Annotated in this window: 21 protein-coding genes; 11 read left to right on the top strand and 10 right to left on the bottom strand. The window is 71.9% G+C overall.

Features of this window, described 5'->3' with window-relative positions; all coding sequences use genetic code 11:
* Window positions 1–44: 44 nt before the first annotated feature.
* Window positions 45–248 (bottom strand): cold-shock protein, encoded by a 204-nt coding sequence (locus JYK04_RS22685; RefSeq protein WP_030011983.1) that lies wholly within the window; start codon window positions 246–248, stop codon window positions 45–47.
* Window positions 249–704: 456 nt separating this feature from the next.
* Between JYK04_RS22685 and JYK04_RS22690 the strand changes: the two genes are divergently transcribed.
* Window positions 705–1,070, top strand: a complete 366-nt coding sequence (locus JYK04_RS22690; RefSeq protein WP_189738371.1) for a 5-carboxymethyl-2-hydroxymuconate Delta-isomerase — start codon at window positions 705–707, stop codon at window positions 1,068–1,070.
* Between the two features lie 49 nt (window positions 1,071–1,119).
* Here the strand turns inward: JYK04_RS22690 and JYK04_RS22695 are convergent, their stop codons facing one another.
* Complete coding sequence (locus JYK04_RS22695; protein ID WP_189738374.1) at window positions 1,120–1,860, bottom strand: PP2C family protein-serine/threonine phosphatase; 741 nt, start codon at window positions 1,858–1,860, stop codon at window positions 1,120–1,122.
* Window positions 1,861–2,111: 251 nt separating this feature from the next.
* On the opposite strand from JYK04_RS22695, the gene JYK04_RS22700 reads away from it, so the two are divergent.
* The 3 genes from JYK04_RS22700 (at window position 2,112) to JYK04_RS22710 (ending at window position 4,340) form a co-directional block, all read left to right on the top strand.
* On the top strand, window positions 2,112–2,357 hold the full coding sequence (locus JYK04_RS22700; protein ID WP_229875396.1) for a hypothetical protein: 246 nt from the start codon (window positions 2,112–2,114) through the stop codon (window positions 2,355–2,357).
* A 44-nt stretch (window positions 2,358–2,401) separates the two neighbouring features.
* Complete coding sequence (locus JYK04_RS22705; protein WP_189738380.1) at window positions 2,402–3,772, top strand: FAD-binding oxidoreductase; 1,371 nt, start codon at window positions 2,402–2,404, stop codon at window positions 3,770–3,772.
* Window positions 3,773–3,911: 139 nt separating this feature from the next.
* Window positions 3,912–4,340, top strand: a complete 429-nt coding sequence (locus JYK04_RS22710; protein ID WP_189738384.1) for a hypothetical protein — start codon at window positions 3,912–3,914, stop codon at window positions 4,338–4,340.
* Window positions 4,341–4,411: 71 nt separating this feature from the next.
* Here JYK04_RS22710 and JYK04_RS22715 read toward each other — a convergent pair whose 3' ends face one another.
* Both JYK04_RS22715 and JYK04_RS22720 read right to left on the bottom strand, forming a co-directional pair.
* Window positions 4,412–5,794 carry a chloride channel protein gene (locus JYK04_RS22715; RefSeq protein WP_189738387.1) on the bottom strand — a complete coding sequence of 461 codons (1,383 nt, stop codon included), beginning with the start codon at window positions 5,792–5,794 and terminating at the stop codon, window positions 4,412–4,414.
* Window positions 5,795–5,849: 55 nt separating this feature from the next.
* A complete protein-coding gene (locus JYK04_RS22720) occupies window positions 5,850–6,401 on the bottom strand; it encodes a potassium channel family protein (protein ID WP_189738390.1) in 552 nt (183 codons plus the stop codon).
* Between the two features lie 112 nt (window positions 6,402–6,513).
* On the opposite strand from JYK04_RS22720, the gene JYK04_RS22725 reads away from it, so the two are divergent.
* The 3 genes from JYK04_RS22725 (at window position 6,514) to JYK04_RS22735 (ending at window position 9,057) form a co-directional block, all read left to right on the top strand.
* Window positions 6,514–6,903 carry an SHOCT domain-containing protein gene (locus JYK04_RS22725; protein ID WP_189738393.1) on the top strand — a complete coding sequence of 130 codons (390 nt, stop codon included), beginning with the start codon at window positions 6,514–6,516 and terminating at the stop codon, window positions 6,901–6,903.
* Window positions 6,904–6,966: 63 nt separating this feature from the next.
* Window positions 6,967–7,452 carry a MarR family winged helix-turn-helix transcriptional regulator gene (locus tag JYK04_RS22730; protein ID WP_189738396.1) on the top strand — a complete coding sequence of 162 codons (486 nt, stop codon included), beginning with the start codon at window positions 6,967–6,969 and terminating at the stop codon, window positions 7,450–7,452.
* Between the two features lie 192 nt (window positions 7,453–7,644).
* A complete protein-coding gene (locus JYK04_RS22735; RefSeq protein ID WP_229875420.1) occupies window positions 7,645–9,057 on the top strand; it encodes an MFS transporter in 1,413 nt (470 codons plus the stop codon).
* On the opposite strand, the gene JYK04_RS22740 is transcribed toward JYK04_RS22735, so the two are convergent.
* Both JYK04_RS22740 and JYK04_RS22745 read right to left on the bottom strand, forming a co-directional pair.
* Window positions 9,011–9,448 (bottom strand): MarR family winged helix-turn-helix transcriptional regulator, encoded by a 438-nt coding sequence (locus JYK04_RS22740; protein ID WP_189738399.1) that lies wholly within the window; start codon window positions 9,446–9,448, stop codon window positions 9,011–9,013. The two genes, JYK04_RS22735 and JYK04_RS22740, sit on opposite strands and share 47 nt — an antisense overlap.
* 43 nt (window positions 9,449–9,491) lie before the next feature.
* The gene (locus JYK04_RS22745) at window positions 9,492–10,334 is read right to left on the bottom strand and encodes an NAD(P)H-binding protein (RefSeq protein WP_189738402.1); all 843 of its coding nucleotides are present in this window, start codon (window positions 10,332–10,334) and stop codon (window positions 9,492–9,494) included.
* Window positions 10,335–10,433: 99 nt separating this feature from the next.
* Between JYK04_RS22745 and JYK04_RS22750 the strand changes: the two genes are divergently transcribed.
* Window positions 10,434–10,904, top strand: a complete 471-nt coding sequence (locus tag JYK04_RS22750; protein WP_189738405.1) for a MarR family winged helix-turn-helix transcriptional regulator — start codon at window positions 10,434–10,436, stop codon at window positions 10,902–10,904.
* 84 nt (window positions 10,905–10,988) lie between these two features.
* On the opposite strand, the gene JYK04_RS22755 is transcribed toward JYK04_RS22750, so the two are convergent.
* The gene (locus JYK04_RS22755; RefSeq protein ID WP_189738408.1) at window positions 10,989–12,812 is read right to left on the bottom strand and encodes a galactose oxidase early set domain-containing protein; all 1,824 of its coding nucleotides are present in this window, start codon (window positions 12,810–12,812) and stop codon (window positions 10,989–10,991) included.
* Between the two features lie 408 nt (window positions 12,813–13,220).
* Here JYK04_RS22755 and JYK04_RS22760 point away from each other — a divergent pair, with 408 nt between their 5' ends.
* Window positions 13,221–13,631 carry a VOC family protein gene (locus JYK04_RS22760; RefSeq protein WP_189738411.1) on the top strand — a complete coding sequence of 137 codons (411 nt, stop codon included), beginning with the start codon at window positions 13,221–13,223 and terminating at the stop codon, window positions 13,629–13,631.
* A gap of 37 nt (window positions 13,632–13,668) precedes the next feature.
* The gene (locus JYK04_RS22765) at window positions 13,669–14,106 is read left to right on the top strand and encodes a helix-turn-helix transcriptional regulator (protein ID WP_189738414.1); all 438 of its coding nucleotides are present in this window, start codon (window positions 13,669–13,671) and stop codon (window positions 14,104–14,106) included.
* A gap of 485 nt (window positions 14,107–14,591) precedes the next feature.
* On the opposite strand, the gene JYK04_RS22770 is transcribed toward JYK04_RS22765, so the two are convergent.
* A complete protein-coding gene (locus tag JYK04_RS22770; RefSeq protein ID WP_189738417.1) occupies window positions 14,592–15,425 on the bottom strand; it encodes an alpha/beta fold hydrolase in 834 nt (277 codons plus the stop codon).
* Between the two features lie 290 nt (window positions 15,426–15,715).
* Here JYK04_RS22770 and JYK04_RS41350 point away from each other — a divergent pair, with 290 nt between their 5' ends.
* Window positions 15,716–16,075: an LmrA/YxaF family transcription factor gene (locus tag JYK04_RS41350; RefSeq protein WP_244372150.1), complete on the top strand. Its 360-nt coding sequence runs from the start codon at window positions 15,716–15,718 to the stop codon at window positions 16,073–16,075.
* Between the two features lie 35 nt (window positions 16,076–16,110).
* Here the strand turns inward: JYK04_RS41350 and JYK04_RS22780 are convergent, their stop codons facing one another.
* Both JYK04_RS22780 and JYK04_RS22785 read right to left on the bottom strand, forming a co-directional pair.
* Entirely contained in the window at window positions 16,111–16,575 is a 465-nt protein-coding gene (locus JYK04_RS22780) for an anthrone oxygenase family protein (protein ID WP_189738423.1), read from the bottom strand.
* Window positions 16,576–16,776: 201 nt separating this feature from the next.
* Window positions 16,777–17,724 carry a CAP domain-containing protein gene (locus JYK04_RS22785; protein ID WP_189738426.1) on the bottom strand — a complete coding sequence of 316 codons (948 nt, stop codon included), beginning with the start codon at window positions 17,722–17,724 and terminating at the stop codon, window positions 16,777–16,779.
* Window positions 17,725–17,783: the final 59 nt, after the last annotated feature.

The raw sequence follows: 17,783 nt of genomic DNA on the forward strand, positions 1-17,783 counted from the left end.
CGACGCGGGCGCCGGCGTGGACCTCGGACGTCAGGCGTCGTGCGTCAGGCGGGAACGATGTTCTCGGCCTGCGGGCCCTTCTGGCCCTGCGTGACGTCGAAGGTAACCTTCTGGCCTTCCTGAAGCTCACGGAAGCCGGAAGAGGCGATGTTCGAGTAGTGGGCGAAGACGTCGGCGCCGCCGCCCTCCTGCTCGATGAAGCCGAAGCCCTTTTCCGCGTTGAACCACTTCACGGTGCCAGATGCCATATGAATTCTCCTTTGGGGCAGTGCCCGGATCCGCACTGTGCGGGCCCGGTGTCGCCGTGATGATTGCCCCGACCGGAACGAGTAGGTTTCACTTCATGCACCGGAAATAAAAAGTGCGCCCACCGAAAATCCGGTGAGAGCACTTGTAAGTTTTTGGGAACCACAACTGCAACGAACGTCACGGTAGCACAGCAGGTGTCGGCGGCCATGGAAATTCCGACGTGCCCCACTCTCGAATCCGCGCGCGCGAAGCGGAAATTCGAAACGGAAAATCATATGAACGCCGGAATGTTTTTCATGGAAGCGTTCCCGCCCCGGCGCCGCGACGGCGCCCGGAGGGCGATGTCCGGGACACGACCCCTGGCGGGGCGGGCTCGGTTAACGTCGCTCAGGTACCCGCCGGCCCGCGCGGGACCGGGGCCCGCCGCCCCGCATCCGTAGAGCAGGGAGTGCCCCGTGCCCCACGCAGTCGTCGACTACTCGGACTCGCTGACCGGTGCCTTCGACCGCCGGGCGTTCGCGCTCGAACTGCACGCGCTGGTGGTCGAGATCCTCGACACCGCGATCGGCAACTGCAAGACGCGCTTCCACCGGCTGGAGGAGTCCGTCGTCGGGGAAGGCACCGACGCCCGGGCGGTGGTCGTGCACGTCGAACTGGCCATCGCCCGGGGCCGTACGCCGCAGACCAAGTCGCGCCTGACCCGTGCGGTGCTGGAGCTGGTGGAGCGCCACACGGCGAAGGCCGCCGGCCTGGAGGTCCACGCCTCCGTGGACGTACGGGACCTGGGCGAGGCCTACACCAAGAGCGTGGCGACCCCCTGATCCGCCCCGAGGTGCCGCGGGGTGCCGCGGGACGCCCCGCCGGTACCGCCTACGCGCCGATGCGCAGCAGCGCGAGCGTGATGTTGTCGGGGCCGCCGGCGTCGATGGCGGCCCGCCACAGCTCGAACGCGGCCCGGCCGTCGTCGTGCACCCGCAGCAGCCCCTCGATCTCCTCGTTCGGCACCGGGTCGGTCAGCCCGTCGCTGCACACCAGGTAGCGATCCCCCTCGGCCACCGAGAAGGCCTCGATGTGCGGGGTGATCTCGTTGTACCCGCGGGTGCCGCCGAGGACCTGGGTGACCGCCGAGGTGGTGCGGTGCCCGGGGGCCGGCGGCGGGCTGTCGTCCACGCTGACCTGGCGCAGCCCGTCCTGCGCCGCGTGGAACACCTTGCTGTCGCCGACGTTGAACATCAGCAGCGAGTCCGCCAGGACGAGGGCGCCCGCGACCGTGGTCCCCATGGTGGCCAGCTCCGGCCGGCCCTCGGTCGCCGAGTACACGGCGCGGTTGCAGATGCTCAGCGCGTCACCGACGGCTTCCGGGCCGTCCAGCGTGGGCCCGAGCGAGGAGAGCTGGCGCACGACCAGCTCGCTGGCGACCTCGCCGGCCGGCTGGCCGCCGAGGCCGTCCGCGACCGCGACGACGAGCGGCCTGCCGAAGGGGAAGACCAGGGTCTGCGGATTCTGGGTCACGGTCCCGCACAGGGTCCACGGGCCGATGACGAGGCTGTCCTCGTTGTGCTCGCGCACCAGCCCGACATGACTCAGGGCGGTTACAGCTATGTACGGCACCTCGGCGTCCCGCCTCTAGGCCATCGCGACGGCTGCGGCGACGGCAACGGCTACGGCGACGGCCGCGCAACGGCACACGCGTCCGTCCTCACCATTGTCGCGCCGCTCCGGCATGCGGGCTCCGGCGTGCCGGAGCACCCTGGTCGTGGAGCCGCCTGTTCCCCGACCGGTGGCCCTGCGAGGAAGGACTGCCGCAGATGTTCGCGAGGCTGAGCACCTACCAGGGATCACCGGTCCCCGCGGAGGGAGACGTGGCTGCGCATTCGGAGGCGATTGTCAGGCAGGTCCAGGACGTTCCCGGGTTCCGGGGCGTCTACTACCTCGTCGACCGGGCCACGGGCATGGCCAAGACGCTGACCTTGTGGGACGACGAACGGACCATGTTGGACAGCGAGGAGCAGGCCGCCCGGATCCGCGAGCAGACCGCGCAGCGTGAGGGCCAGCGGATCGTCTCGGTCGAACGCTTCGAGGTGGGCTTCAGCCACCTGCAGCCGTAGCACGGCGCAGCGTGGAACGACGTGACGCACGAGGAGCGATGGCCATGGGCAAGCTCTCGATCGACCAGTTGCGAGAACGGGTACGCGGGGCGGTGGTCACCCCGGACGACGAGTCCTACGACGAGGCGCGCAAGGTCCACAACGCCATGATCGACCGGAGGCCGGCGGCCGTCGTGCACTGCGCCAACGCCGGGGACGTCATGGCCACGGTCGACTTCGCCCGCGAGAACGGGCTCGACCTCGCGGTGCGCGGCGGCGGGCACAGCGTGCCCGGCTTCGGTACCTGCGACGGCGGCGTGGTGGCCGACCTGTCCGGGATGCGGGGCGTCCGCGTCGATGCCGCGGGGCGCACGGCCCGCGCGGAGGGCGGGGCGACCTGGGGCGACTTCAACGCGGCCACGTACGCCTTCGGGCTGGCCACGACCGGCGGGATCATCTCCACCACCGGCATCGGCGGCCTCACCCTCGGCGGCGGCATCGGCTACCTGGCCCGCGGACTGGGCCTGAGCTGCGACAACCTGATCTCGGCCGATGTGGTGACCGCGGACGGCCGGCTCGTGGTGGCGAGCGAGGAGGAGAACGCCGACCTCTTCTGGGCGCTGCGCGGCGGTGGCGGCAACTTCGGCGCGGTGACCTCGTTCGAGTTCCGGCTGAGCCCCGTCAAGGACATCTACGGCGGACCGATGCTCTTCGAGCTGGCGGACGCTCCCACCGTGCTGCGCTCCTTCGCCGACCACATCGCCGACGCCCCGGAGGAACTCGGCGGCTTCCCGGCCTTCCAGATCGCCCCGCCGCTCCCGTTCATTCCGGAGGACCGGCACGGTGACACCTTCGCGCTGATCGTGGCGTGCTGGTCCGGGCCGCTCGACGAGGGGGAGCGCGCCGTCGGGGCCTTCCGGGACTTCGCGCCGGTGGTCGCCGAGCAGGTGGGCCCGATGCCCTACCCGGCGCTCAACAGTGCCTTCGACGCGCTCGTACCGCCCGGCCTCCAGCACTACTGGAAGGCCAATTTCGTCACCGAGCTCACCGACGACGTGATCGACGCGCACCTGCGGCACGCACCGGGCCTGCCGGCCGTGAACTCGACGGTCCACATCTACCCGATCAACGGCGCCTGCCACCGGGTCGCGCCGGACGCGACGGCCTTCGCCTACCGGGACGCCTCGTTCGCCACGGTGATCGCCGGCATGTGGCCCGACCCCGCCGCCAACGAGTCCGCGACCGCCTGGGTGCGCGACTACTACGAGGCGACCGCCCCGCACTCGGAGGAGGGCGGCTACATCAACTTCATGGCCGACGACGACCAGGACCGGATCCGGACCAACTACAAGGGCAACTACGACCGGCTGGTCGCGGTCAAGCGCGCCTACGACCCGGGGAACCTGTTCCACCTGAACCAGAACATCCGGCCCTAGGTCGGCCCCGGGTCGGCCCCGGGTCGGCCCAGGGCCGCGCGGAGCGGTGCGGATGCGGAGTCATCCCTCATCTGCATATTTTTGCCGGGTGTACCGGAAAGTCCGGTACACCCGGTTTGTCAGATTGAGGAAGGCCCCCATGAAGCGTTTCCCGGTGATCGGTGTGCTCTGCGTCGGCGCGATTCTCGGTCTCTCCGCGTGCTCTGACGACAGCAGCTCGCCCGCGGAGGAGGCCAGCCAGGCCGCGGCGGACCTCTGCACCGACCTGAATGCCCTCAAGGCCGACAACGCCAAGCTGAAGGCCCTGGACCCCGCCAACGCGACCAAGGACCAGGTCAAGGACGCCTACGAGGCCGTCCAGAAGGACTGGGCGAACGTCAAGGAGAACGCGGCCCAGCTGAAGGACGCGGAGCGCGCCGCGGTCCAGTCGGCCGCCGAGAACCTCAAGAAGAGCTACCAGGACCTGCCCGGCGACACGACCGGCAAGGACGCGCGCACCCAGTTGCAGCCGCAGATCGAGAGCCTGGACCAGGCCGCCACGGCCGCCTCCACCGGCCTCCGCTGCTGACCGCCCGGCCGACCCCGCGCAGAGGACCCCGCCCGGTTTCCCGGGCGGGGTCCTCCCTGTCCGCGGCCGGGCTAGGCCGCGGGCGCTGCGGGCGCGGCGGGCTTCGCGGGTACGGCGGGCAGCTCGGGGATCGGGGGCCCCACGGGCAGCAGCTCGGTGACCACGAAGGCGACCACGGACGCGATGATCACGACCGGGATCATCGCGGTGCCGCCGAGCATCAGGACCACCATCACCACGCTGCTCACCGGCAGCCGCAGTGCGCTGGCGGCGGTCGCCGCCATGCCCGCGCCCATCGCGGGCACGATGCCGAGACCGGGCAGCGGACCGAGCAGGACGCCCGCCACGGCGCCGAGGCACAGGGCCGGGAAGACCGGGCCGCCGCGCAGGCTGCCGAGGCAGATGGCGTAGCCGAGGCCCTTGAAGAGGAGGATGCCGATCAGCGCACCCACGCCCCAGGCGTGCGGGTCGGCGGCCAGCCTGCCGATCAGTTGCTGGCCCGACCCGGTGACGTCGGCGGGCGTGAGGCCGGTGATGAGCGCGTAGAGGCTGGCGCAGGCCGCGGCGCCCAGCGCGCACTGGACGGTCCGCAGGAGGGGCCGTTGGAGGACGTACGCGGCGATCCCCCGGGCGCCGGTCAGCACCGGGTGCAGGGCGAGGGCCAGGGCCGCCGCGATGAGCACCGCCCAGAACACGTCCGGCACGTCCAGGTGGGGCACGGGTACGCCCAGTTCGAGTTTCAAGCTCCCGATCGGCAGTCCGGTCCAGCGTCCGAGGCCCGTGAAGACCAGGTCGCCGACCCCGGCGGACAGCAGGGACGGCAGCATCACCGCGAACAGCTGCGGCCCGCCCACGCCCGCCACCTCGATCAGCAGCACCGCGGCGATCAGCGGATTCCCGAAGATGGTGGCGATGGCCGCAGCGGCTCCCGCCGCGCCCACGAGCGCGGTGCCCTGCGGGGTCACCGGGGCCTGTGCGAGGTTGCGGAAGAGCAGGGCCAGCCCGCCGCCGAGGGCGATCAGCGGGGCCTCCGGACCCAGGACCGCGCCGAGCGGCAGACTCGCGACCGCCGCGATGATGACGCCGGGCAGGGCGCCGGCCGAGGCCCCGCCGGTGTGCAGGCCGGCCGCGGGGAGGTGACCGCCGTTGCCGCGCATGTGCGGGACGACCAGGCCGACCACGACACCGGCGACGAGCAGCAGGGGCAGCGGCCACCACCAGGGCGGGGTGTCCCAGCCCAGGGCCTCGGGGAGGTCCGTCCACATCACGTGTTCCATCTTGTGCAGCGCCGCGAGGAACCAGAACGACGCGAGGGAGACGGGGATGCTGATGAGGGCGCAGAAGAAGAGCAGCTTGAGGTATCCGGGGCTGCGGAGGGTCTGCCTCAGGACGTCGGCCTCCTGCGGCTGCGTTCCGCCGGGGGGCGGCTGCGATCGGGGGCGCGACTGCGGCATGGCTCACTTCCTTTCCGCTTCCTCGATGGTCCACCTCGGGGGCGCACTTCGCCGCTCAGGGCTCGTCGTCGTCCGGGGCGGAGGTCTGCGAACTGCGCCTGTGCATGCCGATTTTGACCGCGCCGACCAGTGCTTTGGCGATCACTCCGATGAGGATCAGGTCGGCGACCATCTGGGAGGTGACCAGTACCCGGCTGCCCTGGTCGGTGGCGACGATGTCGCCGTATCCCACGGTGGCGAACGTGGTGATCGTGAAGTAGAGGGCGTCCGTGCGGGTCAGCGGTTCCGAGAACGAAGCGGGGTCCTGCGCCGCGAGCAGGTAGTACGTCGCGGAGAACAGCAACAGGAACAGCGGTACGCCGGTGGCCATCGCCTCCAGGGCGCGCATCCGGGGGAACTGTGCATGGGAGACGGCACTGATCTGCCAGGCCGTCAGCAGCCCGAAGACCACCAGGCCGAGTGCGAGCGACAGGATGGTGCTGAGGCCGAACCCGCCCTCCAGGGGCGCCACGTAATACAGCCCCGTCAGGAGGGCGATGGAGAACACCGAGCGCAGGAGGTGGCCCAGCAGGACGCGTCGGCGCTGTCCGGCTGCGTTGCGTTCCATGCCTTCAGGAGAACGGCCCGGAACCCGGCGCGCGACCGGAGCCGGCCTCCGCATGCGGACCGCCGGGGTCGCCTGTATGAATGAAGGACCACGTGCATGATCGGAGTCGAGTATGGACGACTACCCGCTTCTCAACTTCTTCTGGACGATGCTGTGGTTCTTCGTGTGGGTCATGTGGTTCTTCCTCCTCTTCAAGGTCATCACGGACATCTTCCGTGACCACACCCTTGGCGGCTGGGGGAAGGCGGGCTGGCTCATCCTCGTGCTGGTGCTGCCGTTCATCGGCATCTTCGTGTACCTGATCGCCCGTGGGCGGAGCATGCACGAACGGGACCGCAAGCAGGCCGAGGAGCAGCAGGCGGCCTTCCGCGCGTACGTGCAGCAGACGGCCGGGGCCGGGTCGGGCTCGGCGGACGAGCTGCACAAACTCTCCGCGCTCAAGGACAAGGGCGACATCACCCAGGAGGAGTTCGACCGGGCCAAGGCCAAGATCCTGGCCTGAGCGGCAGCGGTGGTCAGGTTGCCGATAATCCGCGACGGATCGATTCTCGTTACCCTGGCCGACATGACAGCCATGGCACCCACGCGCACCGAACCGGACCTGTCCTTCCTCCTGGACCACACCAGTCACGTGCTGCGTACGCAGATGAGCGCGCGGCTCGGCGAGATCGGACTCACCCCGCGGATGCACTGCGTGCTCGTCCACGCCCTGGAGGGGGAACGCACCCAGGCGCAGCTCGCCGAGATCGGCGACATGGACAAGACCACGATGGTGGTGACCGTCGACGCGCTGGAGAAGGCCGGTCTCGCCGAGCGCAGGCCCTCCGGCACCGACCGGCGGGCCCGGGTCATCGCGGTGACCGAGGAGGGGGCGAAGGTCGCGAAGGAGAGCCAGAAGATCGTCGACCAGGTCCACGAGGGCGCGCTCGGCGCCCTGCCCGAGGGTGAGCGCGAGGCGCTGCTCCGGGCGTTGAACCGGCTGGTCACGGGGCATCTGGAGACTCCTGTCGAGGGCCCGCGGCCGGCCCGGCGGGCGCGTCAGAAGGGATAGCCGGGAGCGGTCGCCGAAACGGTGGATCCGTAAAAGATAGTCTGCAACAAAACTATCTGTTACGGTCCTTCCTGTTGCCTCCAACGAACAGGAGAGACCGCCGTGCCCGCCACCGCCACCGCCACCTCCCCCGCCCCTTCCGCCTCCCCCTCGCGTTCCCGCCGGCCCGCCCTGGGCGTCCTGGCCGCCGGAATGCTGATGACCGTCCTCGACGGCAGCATCGTCACGGTCGCGATGCCGGCCATCCAGGGCGATTTCGGCTTCACCCCGGTCGGGCTGAGCTGGGTCGTCAACGCCTACCTCATCGCCTTCGGTTCGCTGCTCCTGCTCGTCGGCCGCCTCGGTGACCTGATCGGCCGCAAGCGGATGTTCCTGGCGGGCACCGCGGTGTTCACCGCGGCCTCGCTGCCGGCCGGGCTCGCCACCTCGCCCGAGGTCCTGATCGCCGCCCGGTTCCTCCAGGGCGCCGGCAGCGCGGCGGCCTCCGCCGTCAGCCTCGGCATCCTCGTCACGCTCTTCACGCAGCCGCGCGAACGGGCCGTCGCCATCGGGGTGTTCAGCTTCACCGGCGCGGCCGGTGCCTCGATCGGGCAGGTCCTCGGCGGTGTCCTCACCGACGCGCTGACCTGGAACTGGATCTTCTTCATCAACCTGCCCATCGGCATCGCGGTGCTCCTCGTCGCCCTCCGGGCCCTGCCCGGCGACCGCGGCCTGGGCCTGCGGGCGGGCGCGGACGCCCTCGGCGCGCTGCTCGTCACCTCCGGTCTGATGCTCGGGATCTACACGGTCGTCAAGATCGAGACGTACGGGGCGACTTCGGCCCGCACCATCGGATTCGGCGCCCTCGCGCTCGCCCTGCTCGCCGGCTTCCTCGTCCGCCAGGCCACGGCGCGCACCCCGCTCATGCCGCTGCGCGTCTTCCGCTCGCGCAGCGTCCTCGGCGCCAACCTGGTGCAGATGCTGATGGTCGCCGCACTGTTCTCCTTCCAGATCCTCGTCGCGCTCTACATGCAGAACGTGCTCGGATACTCGGCGTCGGAGACCGGTCTCGCGATGCTGCCGGCCGCCGCCGTGATCGGGCTGGTCTCGCTCACCGTCTCGGCCCGCCTGAACTCCCGCTTCGGCGAGCGCAAGGTCCTGCTGGCCGGTCTGGTCCTGCTGGTCGGCGTACTCGGCCTGCTGACGCGCGTACCCGGTCAGGCCGAGCGGGCGGACTACCTCACCGACCTGCTCCCCGTGATGCTCCTGGCCGCCGGCTTCGGCCTCGCCCTCCCCGCGCTCACCTCGCTGGGCATGTCCGGTGCGCAGGAGGCCGACGCGGGCCTGGCCTCCGGGCTCTTCAACACCACCCAGCAGATCGGCATGGCGCTGGGCATCGCGGTCCTCTCCACCGTGGCCGCCTCCCGCACCGAGTCCCTCACCGCGGCGGGCGCTCCCGTCCCCGAGGCGCTGACCGGTGGCTACCACCTGGCCTTCGCGGTCGGCGCCGGGCTGATCCTGGTCGCCCTGGCCGTCGCGGCCGCCGTCCTGCGGGGCCCGAAGAGCTCCCCGCGGCCGGTCACGGCCGAGCCGCGGACCCCGCGGACCCCTCTCGCGGCTCGGTGAGGTTGCGGGTCATGCGCTCCAGGACGGTGACGGCGGTGACGTACTCCTCGCGGGTGATCCCCTTCGCCGACAGCTCGCGGAAGTCGGCCACGCGGCGGGCGACCTCGGCGAGGCGGGCGCGGCCGTCATCGGTCAGGGCGAGGTGGTCCGGCCGCGGGCGGGTCACCCAGCCGCCGGCGAGCACCGATGCGACCGCCGCGGTCGGTGCCGCGGAGTCGGCGCCCGCGGCCAGGGCGGTCAGGACGGCGGTGTCGGTGGCCCGAGGGTCGTCCTTGACGACGTTGAGGATCTGCCAGCCGAGCCGGGTGAGGCCGAACTCGGCCAGCGCGGCGTCCATCGACGCGGTGAGGGCCTGGTCCGTGCGGTTGAGCCAGTAGCCGATGGGCTTCATGTCCTGCTCCTTCGGAAGGTCGGTCGGCGAGCGGGCGGGCGGGTCAGCGGGCGGTGAAGGCGTCCGCGTTCTCGCGGGCCCACTGCCGGTAGGTGCGGGCGGGTACGCCGAGCAGGGTCTCGGTGGTCTCGCCGAGGGCGGCGGGACCGTGGTCGGCGGCCTCCCACAGGTCGAGCAGCGAGGACACCATCGGGGCGGGCATGTGCCGGCCCATCTGCTCTTCCGCCTCGGCGCGGGTGATGTGCTCGACCGGGATGGCGCGGCCGAGGGTCTGCGAGAGGACGGCGAGCTGCTCGCGGAAGGAGAGAGACTCGGAGCCGGTCAGGGTGAGCGCGCGGCCGGTGAGGGAGTCCCCGGTCAGGGCCAGGGCGGCGATGTCGGCGATGTCCTCGGGGTGGATGGGCGCGATCTGCGCGTCCGGGTAGGCGAGCTGGACCGGCATCGACCGGCCGACGGGCCAGGCCCACCCCAACGAGTTGCTGGCGAAGGCGTCGGGGCGCAGGAACGTGCAGGTCAGACCGGAGTCGGCGAGAGCGCGCTCGACCTTCAGGCTGTGGCTCGCGAGCGGGTCGCTCTCGGCGTCCGGGGCGAGCACCGAGGACGAGGACAGCAGGACGACGTGCTCGACCCCGGCGGCCTCGGCCGCCTCGATCAGGTCGTGGATGCCGGCGGGCTGCGGATAGAGGAAGACCTGGCGGACGCCGCGGAGTGCGGCGGCGAAGGTCTCGGGCCGGTCCAGGACGAGCTCGGCGGTCTCGACGCCGGCCGGGACGGTCAGTTCGGCGGGGCGGGCGCTGGCGGCCCGGACGGGGAGGCCGGCGGAGTGCAGGCGGTCGATGACGGCCCGGCCGACCTTGCCGCGCGCGCCGGTGATGAGGATGGTCACGAGAACTCCATTCGTTCGTGGGTGCATATGCATGCTCGCATGCACACGTTTTCACGTCAACACATGTCTGTGTGAGCTCACATATGTACGATGAGGGGCATGACGAAGCACGAGCCGGCGACCGACGAGGAACTGCTGGACGCAGTGGGCCCGGCGATGGGGAAACTGCGGCGCTCCTCGCTCCTGGAGGTTGAGAACCCGATCTCGCCGAAGGACCTCAGCCGCACCCTGGTCCTCAACATCGTCCTGGAGGCCGAACAGGGGGACGGCCGCGAGATCACCGTCGGCGCCGTGGCCGAGTACCTGGCCGTCGACCCCTCGGTGGCCAGCCGCATGGTGTCCGACAGCATCTCCGCCGGCTACCTCGTCCGCGCGGCCTCCCAGCAGGACGGCCGCCGCACGATCCTTCACCTCAGCCCCGAGGGCCGGGACATGATGGACCGCTTCCGGCGGCACCAGCGCGCGGCCTTCGAGTACGTGACGGCCGACTGGAGCCGGCGCGACCGCCTCGACTTCGCCCGCCTCATGCTGAGGTACGTCGACGCCCAGAACGCCCTGCGCCACCGCTGACGGCCGCCGGCCGCCCGCGCGCGGCAACACCACAGCCCCGGGCGGACGGCCCGGGGCTGTGGCGTGGGGCGGAAGGCCGGTGGGCTACCGGAAGGAGACCCACTTGGCCGCGCTCGGCACCCCGTTCTCGTCCAGCAGGAAGAGCATGTAGTAGCCGGGCGGGACGTCGTTGGCCGAGGGCGGTGCCTGCAGGCGCAGGCTGTTCCCCTGGCGCTTCACGATGCCCAGTTCCAGGTGGCGCTGGCTGGTGTTGAGCGAGTGCGTCGCCGTGGTCGGGGCCAGCAGGACGGCCTTCTTGACCTGGTCGGGCGTGGAGGTCCCCACGTTGAAGGCGGTGTTGTACCGCAGCGGGCCGTCGGGGACGCGGTCGAGGGCCGGGCGGCTGCCCTGGTGGAGGTAGGCCGGCTCGAAGATCTCGATGCTGCCGTTCATGTCGTCGTCGATCTTCGGGTCGTTGGCGAGCTGCTGCAGCTCGTCACCGGTGACCATGACCCGGCCGTCCGGGAGGACGACGGCGTTGGAGTGGTAGCCGCGCGGCAGCCGCTGCGCCGGTCCCAGCTTCCACTCGCCCAGCGCGTTGCGGGTCTCGATCTGCCGGTACTTCAGGTCGGACTTGGGGTTGTAGTCGCCGTTGCCGTAGTCCCGGATGCCGTAGGCGCCGTTGACGGTCAGCAGGCTCGCGTCCGGGAGCAGCAGCGTGTCGTCCTGCGTCCGGCCGAAGGCGCGGGGCTGCTGCTTCTCCCAGTCGCCGCCGCTCGTGAGCCGGTAGGTGTTGGGGTCGTCCCGGTCGCCGCCGAGGACCAGTACGGAGTCCGGGCCGCGCAGTCCGGCGGGCAGCGGCACGGCGGAGCCGTAGCCGCGGTGGACGCCGTCGGGGCGCGCGGGCAGGTCCGTACGGGTCTCCGCGACCGGGTCGAAGGCCCACTGCTTGGTGGCGTGCCGGCCCAGGCCGTACACCTTGCCGTCGCGCAGGGTGAACAGGTGCGGGTAGTCGCTGTCGGCACCGAAGGGCGCGTCCACGCGCAGGGTGTCCGTCGGGACGTCCTTGGGGATCAGGGTCTTCTCGAAGGGGACGGGATGGCTCTTGGCGGGGAAGCGCTCGATGACGGAGGTGGAGGTGCCCCAGCCCTGGTCGGTGTGGCCGGACATGATCAGCAGGCGGCCGTCGGGGGCGGCGGCCACCGACGGGTACCAGCGGCCGACCTCCATGTCCTTGTTCACGGACCAGCTCTCGGTCCACGGGTCGAAGACCAGCGACAGCTTGGCGCCGGCGCCGCCGCCGTAGCCGAGGTTGCCGCCGAACACGCCGACCATGCCGTTGGGCAGGAAGGCGTGTCCGGCGCAGAAGAAGGGCGCCGGGCGCTTCTCACCCGTGCCGTCCGGCACGACCAGCTCGGGCGGGGTGACCTTCGTGAAGGCGGCCGCTCCGGTTCCGCGGCGCGGGTCCCACAGGAAGGCGCGGCCGGCGTTGGCCTTGCCGAGGGTGTTGGTCGGTGCGGGCTCCTCGGTCGGGTCGGTCTCCATGCGCTCGAAGGAGAAGAGCAGCACCTTGCCGGTCGGGAGCATGGCGATGTGGGCGGCGAAGTCCGGGGACTGGAAGTACTCGGCGAACTGCCCGAACGCCTTGGGGTGGAAGCGTGCGTTCACGTCGGCCTGGGACCGGGTCAGTGAGTTCAGGCTGTCGATCCGGGCGAGCTGGGAGTACCCGCCCAGCTTGAGGAGCTGCTCGCGGACCTTCGTATGCTCCTGGGCGTGTTCGGCGCCGAGGGCCGCTTTCTCCTCGGGGCGGGCCGATCCGTCGTGCGCGGCTGCCGGTACGGCGGTGACCAGGGCTGCGGTGGCCGCGAGTACGGAGATCGCGGCCCGGCGGGCGGCTCGGCGGGCGGATCGGCGCTTGATACGTGACATGTGACTCCTCACCAGGGGTGCTGGAGCGACGGGTGCCCGTGCGGGGGCACAGGGCGTCTACGACGCCTGTGCCCACAGACCTATGCCGACGGGTCGGGCGCCGCACACCGGGAAGATCGTCCGCGCTTCGGGCCGCCCGGGTGAAGGCACCGCTCTGAGCTGCGCCGACGGCGGCCCCGAGACCCGCCCGCCGGTCCCCCGCCCGGCCGCAGCCCGTGGTGATCACGGACACCGGGTCGGCCCCTGCGAACCGGGTCGCCGCCGCCCCCCGGCGCGGGCCGGGACAGCGGCCCGCAGGAAGGCCGGAGCAGGGCCGGGGCAGGGCCAGGGGCAGGGCCGGAAGGAGGAGTCCCGATCGGTCAGGATTCGAGAAGCCGCCGTGCTCCGGGCGCAGTTACGGTGACGGACATGGACATCAGCATTCACATGAGCACCCTCCCGCAGGACGACCCGGACGCCGCCGTCGCCTTCTACCGCGACGTCCTCGGCTTCGAGGTCCGCAGCGATGTCGGCCAGGGCAAGATGCGCTGGATCACGGTCGGCCCCGCCGGCCAGCCCGGCACGTCCATCCTCCTCGCCCCGCCGGCCGTGGACCCCGGTGTCACCGAGGCGGAGCGCCGCACCATCGCCGAGATGATGGCGAAGGGCACCTACGGCTGGATCCTCCTCGCCACCAAGAACCTCGACAGCACCTTCGAGAAGATCCAGGCCGGCGACGCCGAAGTGGTCCAGGAGCCGACCGAGCAGCCGTACGGCGTCCGCGACTGCGCCTTCCGCGACCCCGCGGGCAACCTGATCCGCATCCAAGAGCTCCGCTGAGCGCCCGCATCGACGGAATCGACGAAGGGGGTCCACCATGTGCCGTCCCGCGTGGCGACAGGCACTGATCGAGGCAGCGCACCTGAAGGACCTGGCGCGGCTGCGCCGCGTCCGGGACCGGATCGACCGGGAGTACGCGCGCCCGCTGGACGTCGAGGAGCTCGCCCGCGCCGCGGACATGGCGGCCGGGCACCTCGGCCGCCGGTTCCGGCTCGCCTACGGTGCCTCCCCGTACGCCTATCTGACGGCGCGCCGCATCGAGCGCGCGACGGCCCTGCTGCGCGGTGGCGGCCTCGGCGTCGACGAGGTCCGCCGCGCCGTGGGCTGCCCGACGCCGGGCATCTTCAGCACCCGCTTCACCGAGCTGGTCGGCATGGCGCCCGGCGCCTATCCGCGCGCCGTCCGATCGCCCGCGGCTCCGGCCGAACCGGTCAGGATCCGAGAAGCTTCCGCCCCGGCCCCGGAACTGGCGTGATGTTCATGGCCTCCCCCGAAACCTTCACCCTCGAGGTGGCCGACACCACCGCCGCCCGCCACTTCTACGGCGCCTTCGCTCCGGGCGCGGAGGTCCGCCTGCGGGCCTCGGAAGCCCCGAGGGCCGGGCGGGGATCGGTCCGCGTCAGACCGGCCCGGTGGGCGAGGACGGCGGCCTGGACCCGGTTCTCCACGCCGAGCTTGCCGAGGATCGCGCTGACGTGGTCCTTGGCGCCGACAGCACGGTCCCCCCGGCCGCGATCAACCGCACCGAGTGGATGAGCTCGTCGGGCGCGGTGTCCTTGAGCAGGAACCCCGACGCGCCGGAGCCCGTGGCCCGTGCGACGTCCTCGTCCGCGGAGAAGGCGGTGAGCACGGCGCCCGCGGGCCGGCGCGGCGCGGGGGACGTGCGGGAGGCTCCGGGTCCCCTCCGGCGGACGGCGGACGGCGGACGGCGGACGGCGGCCGCCGGCCGTGGACCGGGCCTCAGGCGCTCTCCCGGATGAAACGGCGCAACTCCGCGCAGAGGGCACCGGGATTGTCCAGCTGGACGAGAGTGCCCGCCCCGGGGATCTCCACGTACCGCCCCTGCGGCAGCAGTTCGGCCAGCCGGCGGCCCGTGGCGGGCGGCATCATGCGGTCCTCGGCTCCCCAGGCGACCAGCGCGGGCCGGTCGAATTCCGCGAGCCTCCTCGCGGCCTCGAGGTAGGTGTCCTTCCGGGTGCTGCGCACGAACTTGGCGAGATCCCGACGGATCGCACGCCGGCTGAGCAGGGGCCCGTACCAGCGCCGGACCAGCGCGTACGGGATCGGCCGCCGTGCCATCCCGCCCAGCGAGCTCCCCATTCGTACGAGGAAGGGGACGCGGAAGGACTGCAGCAGCAGGAACAGGCCGCCCGGGACCCGGGCGGCCGCGTGCAGGGTCCTGCCCTGGATGCCCGGCGGATAGTTCTCCAGCGCCTCGCACGAGGTGAGCACCAGGCGGCCGACGCGTTCGTCGCGCACGCCCACCAGCAGCTGGGCCGTGCCCGCGTCGTTCTGGACCAGGGTGACGTCGCGCAGGCCGAGGCGCTCCAGGAACTCGGCCAGGAGCGCGGCGACCCCGTGCGCCGAGAGGTCCGCGTCCGGCCGCATCGGCCTGCGGTGGCCGCCTATCGGCAGTACGGGCACCACCACCCGGAAATCGGCCCGCAGTTCCCGTACCACGTGGTCCCAGACCGACTCGTCGAACCCGAGCCCGTGGACGAGCACCACGACCTCGCCGTCGCCGCCCGTGTCCGTGAAGTCGATGACGCCTGCGCTGAGTTCGATCTCGGGCAAGGGACTACCTCCGACTAGATAGACCGATCTAGTGAGAGACTATCGAGCGTGAGAACCACGGGCGACACCAGAGCGCGCATCGTCACCGCCGCGACCGAGCTGTTCCGGCGCCAGGGCTACGCCGCCAGCGGTATGAAGCAGATCGTCGCGGCGGCCGACGCCCCGTACGGCTCGGCCTACCACTTCTTCCCCGGCGGCAAATCCCAGCTCGGCGAGGAGGTGATCCGCACGTCGGGTGCGGCCTACCTGGAACTGATCGCCGACCTCTTCCCCCGGCGGAGGCCGCGGACATGGCGGCCGTCACCCGCGACGCGTTCACGGCCGCGGCACAGACCCTGCGCGAGCTCGACTTCACCGATCCCTGCCCGCTCGCCACCATCGCGCTGGAGGTGGCCGGCACCCATGAACCGCTGCGCCTGGCCACCGCCGAGGTCTTCGCGAGCTGGACGGACCGCCTCGCCGCCTTCTACCGCGCCGGCGGTATCGCCGGGCCCGCCGCGCACGAGACCGCGAGCTCGGTGCTCGCCCTGCTGGAGGGCGCGTTCATGCTCGGCCGTGCCGCGCGGAGCACCGGTCCGGTCCTGGCCGCGGCCAAGGCCGCGGCGGCCGTCGTCCGTGCGGCGCAGTCCGACGCGCAGTTCGACGTGTAGGGCACTCGGTCGGGGCGTCCGGGACGGGTGCGGGGTCAGTCGCGGGCCGGCGTTCTCAGCGCGGTGAAGATCAGGAGCGCGAACGCGACGACGGCGGCGGCGGTGCGGATGTCGTTGAACATCTCCCAGTGCCGCAGGATCTCGTGGTGATCGGCCGGGGCCGAGCCGTGCGCCCACTCCTTGATCCGGCTGTTGATCGGGACGTTGCCGAACCGGGTGACCAGGAGGGACGTCAGGGCCAGCAGGCCGGCCCCGCCCGCGAGCAGCCGCGTACGGCCACGGCTCACGGCGGTGAGGGCCAGCGAGCTGACGATCGACACGCCCATCGCCGCCTGCATGGTGATGCCGTTCATCTTCATCAGTTCGGTGTGGAACGACAGCCGTATGTCGAGCGGTACCGCGTTGAAGGTGGGTACGAGGTTGGCCGCCCCGTAGCCGAACGCGCCGGCGAGGAGTCCGGTGGAGAGGAGGGCGAGGCCCAGCAGAAGGCGTGTGCGCATGTTCGTCGGCTCCTGTGCGTCGGTGCTCACGGCGGGCGGGCGGGCGGGCGGGTGGGCTGGCCGGCGGGCGGGTGCGGGCGGCGGCATGCCTGTGCACCAGGGTCCGCGCTGCCCCGCGCCAAGTCCAAGAGGAAGTCCTTCTCGCAAGCAGAAGGACCGGCTATCGGGGCCCTGCCCCCGGGGCGGCGCGCAGGAGCCGCGTCACTTGCCGTCGGAGAAGTTGTGCACGCCCCACCAGCCCGTGGAGTCGTGGTAGAGGCCCACGCCGACCTCGGTGAAGTCCGGGTTGACCTGCGCCTTGTAGTGCCCGGAGCTGTGGCGCCACATCGACTGGAACTTCTCCGCGGCTTCCTGGGCGGTCATCGAGGCATCGCTGAACCAGACGATGTTCTCGCCGGTCCAGGTGCGCGAGCCCGTCTTCAGGTACGCGCGGTCCGCCGACGAGGAGTGGGCGAACCCGTTCTTGCTCATGTGCTCGGCCCACTTGCGGGCGAAATCGCTGAGGTCCTGCTTGAGCGCGAGCGGAGGCCGGCCGACGGCGGCACGCTCGTTGTTGAGCAGCTGCAGGGACAGCGACTGGGCCGTTGCGACGTCCTGCGTCGAGGTACGGGCGCCGGGCACCTTGGGGTCCGGTCCCGTCGGCCCGCTCCCCGAAGTGCCGCGGGTCGGCGGCGCGGTGGGCTTGGCGGCGCGTTCCGTGGCCGGGGCTCCGGAGCGCTGCTCCGCGTCCTTCGCCTGCGCGGCGGGAGCGGACGCGGGCGCGGGGGCCGATGCGGGTGCGGACGCGGCGGCGCTCGGGCTCGCCGTCCCGTCGGCCGCCGACGGGTCGCCGGCGGCGGTCGCGGACGCCGCTGCGGCCGGCGGGCCGTCCACCGCGTCCGGCCGGCCGGCGAGTGCGGAGGGGGCGCCCGTCGCCGCGGTGCGTTCCGGGGCCCCACCGGATATGAGGGCGTAGCCGCTCCCGACCCCGGCCAGCAGGACCACGGCGGCCGCCGCCATCAGGGGGGTCCGGCGACGGCCCCTGCGGTGGCCGCCGGCCGCCCGGCCCGCGGCGCGCGCCCGCCCGCGCCGGCCCGACCGCGAACCGGCACCGTCCACGTTCGCGTCCGCGTCCGCGCCGTACGTGAACTCATCGTCGTGATCCCGCATCGCATCTCCTCGAAGGTGACGGCCCACCTGGCCTGACACTGAAGGAGACCCGTGAGGCG

The sequence above is a fragment of the Streptomyces nojiriensis genome (genome assembly GCF_017639205.1).
Taxonomy (GTDB): Bacteria; Actinomycetota; Actinomycetes; order Streptomycetales; family Streptomycetaceae; genus Streptomyces; species Streptomyces nojiriensis.

Coding starts and splice junctions, on each gene's coding strand:
- JYK04_RS22685 (WP_030011983.1), bottom strand. CDS start 248: ATGGCATCTGGCACCGTGAAGTGGTTCAACGCGGAAAAGGGCTTCGGC.
- JYK04_RS22705 (WP_189738380.1), top strand. CDS start 2,402: ATGGGCAAGCTCTCGATCGACCAGTTGCGAGAACGGGTACGCGGGGCG.
- JYK04_RS22710 (WP_189738384.1), top strand. CDS start 3,912: ATGAAGCGTTTCCCGGTGATCGGTGTGCTCTGCGTCGGCGCGATTCTC.
- JYK04_RS22715 (WP_189738387.1), bottom strand. CDS start 5,794: ATGCCGCAGTCGCGCCCCCGATCGCAGCCGCCCCCCGGCGGAACGCAG.
- JYK04_RS22720 (WP_189738390.1), bottom strand. CDS start 6,401: ATGGAACGCAACGCAGCCGGACAGCGCCGACGCGTCCTGCTGGGCCAC.
- JYK04_RS22725 (WP_189738393.1), top strand. CDS start 6,514: ATGGACGACTACCCGCTTCTCAACTTCTTCTGGACGATGCTGTGGTTC.
- JYK04_RS22730 (WP_189738396.1), top strand. CDS start 6,967: ATGACAGCCATGGCACCCACGCGCACCGAACCGGACCTGTCCTTCCTC.
- JYK04_RS22735 (WP_229875420.1), top strand. CDS start 7,645: ATGCTGATGACCGTCCTCGACGGCAGCATCGTCACGGTCGCGATGCCG.
- JYK04_RS22740 (WP_189738399.1), bottom strand. CDS start 9,448: ATGAAGCCCATCGGCTACTGGCTCAACCGCACGGACCAGGCCCTCACC.
- JYK04_RS22750 (WP_189738405.1), top strand. CDS start 10,434: ATGACGAAGCACGAGCCGGCGACCGACGAGGAACTGCTGGACGCAGTG.
- JYK04_RS22755 (WP_189738408.1), bottom strand. CDS start 12,812: ATGTCACGTATCAAGCGCCGATCCGCCCGCCGAGCCGCCCGCCGGGCC.
- JYK04_RS22760 (WP_189738411.1), top strand. CDS start 13,221: ATGGACATCAGCATTCACATGAGCACCCTCCCGCAGGACGACCCGGAC.
- JYK04_RS22765 (WP_189738414.1), top strand. CDS start 13,669: ATGTGCCGTCCCGCGTGGCGACAGGCACTGATCGAGGCAGCGCACCTG.
- JYK04_RS41350 (WP_244372150.1), top strand. CDS start 15,716: ATGGCGGCCGTCACCCGCGACGCGTTCACGGCCGCGGCACAGACCCTG.
- JYK04_RS22780 (WP_189738423.1), bottom strand. CDS start 16,575: ATGCGCACACGCCTTCTGCTGGGCCTCGCCCTCCTCTCCACCGGACTC.
- JYK04_RS22785 (WP_189738426.1), bottom strand. CDS start 17,724: ATGCGGGATCACGACGATGAGTTCACGTACGGCGCGGACGCGGACGCG.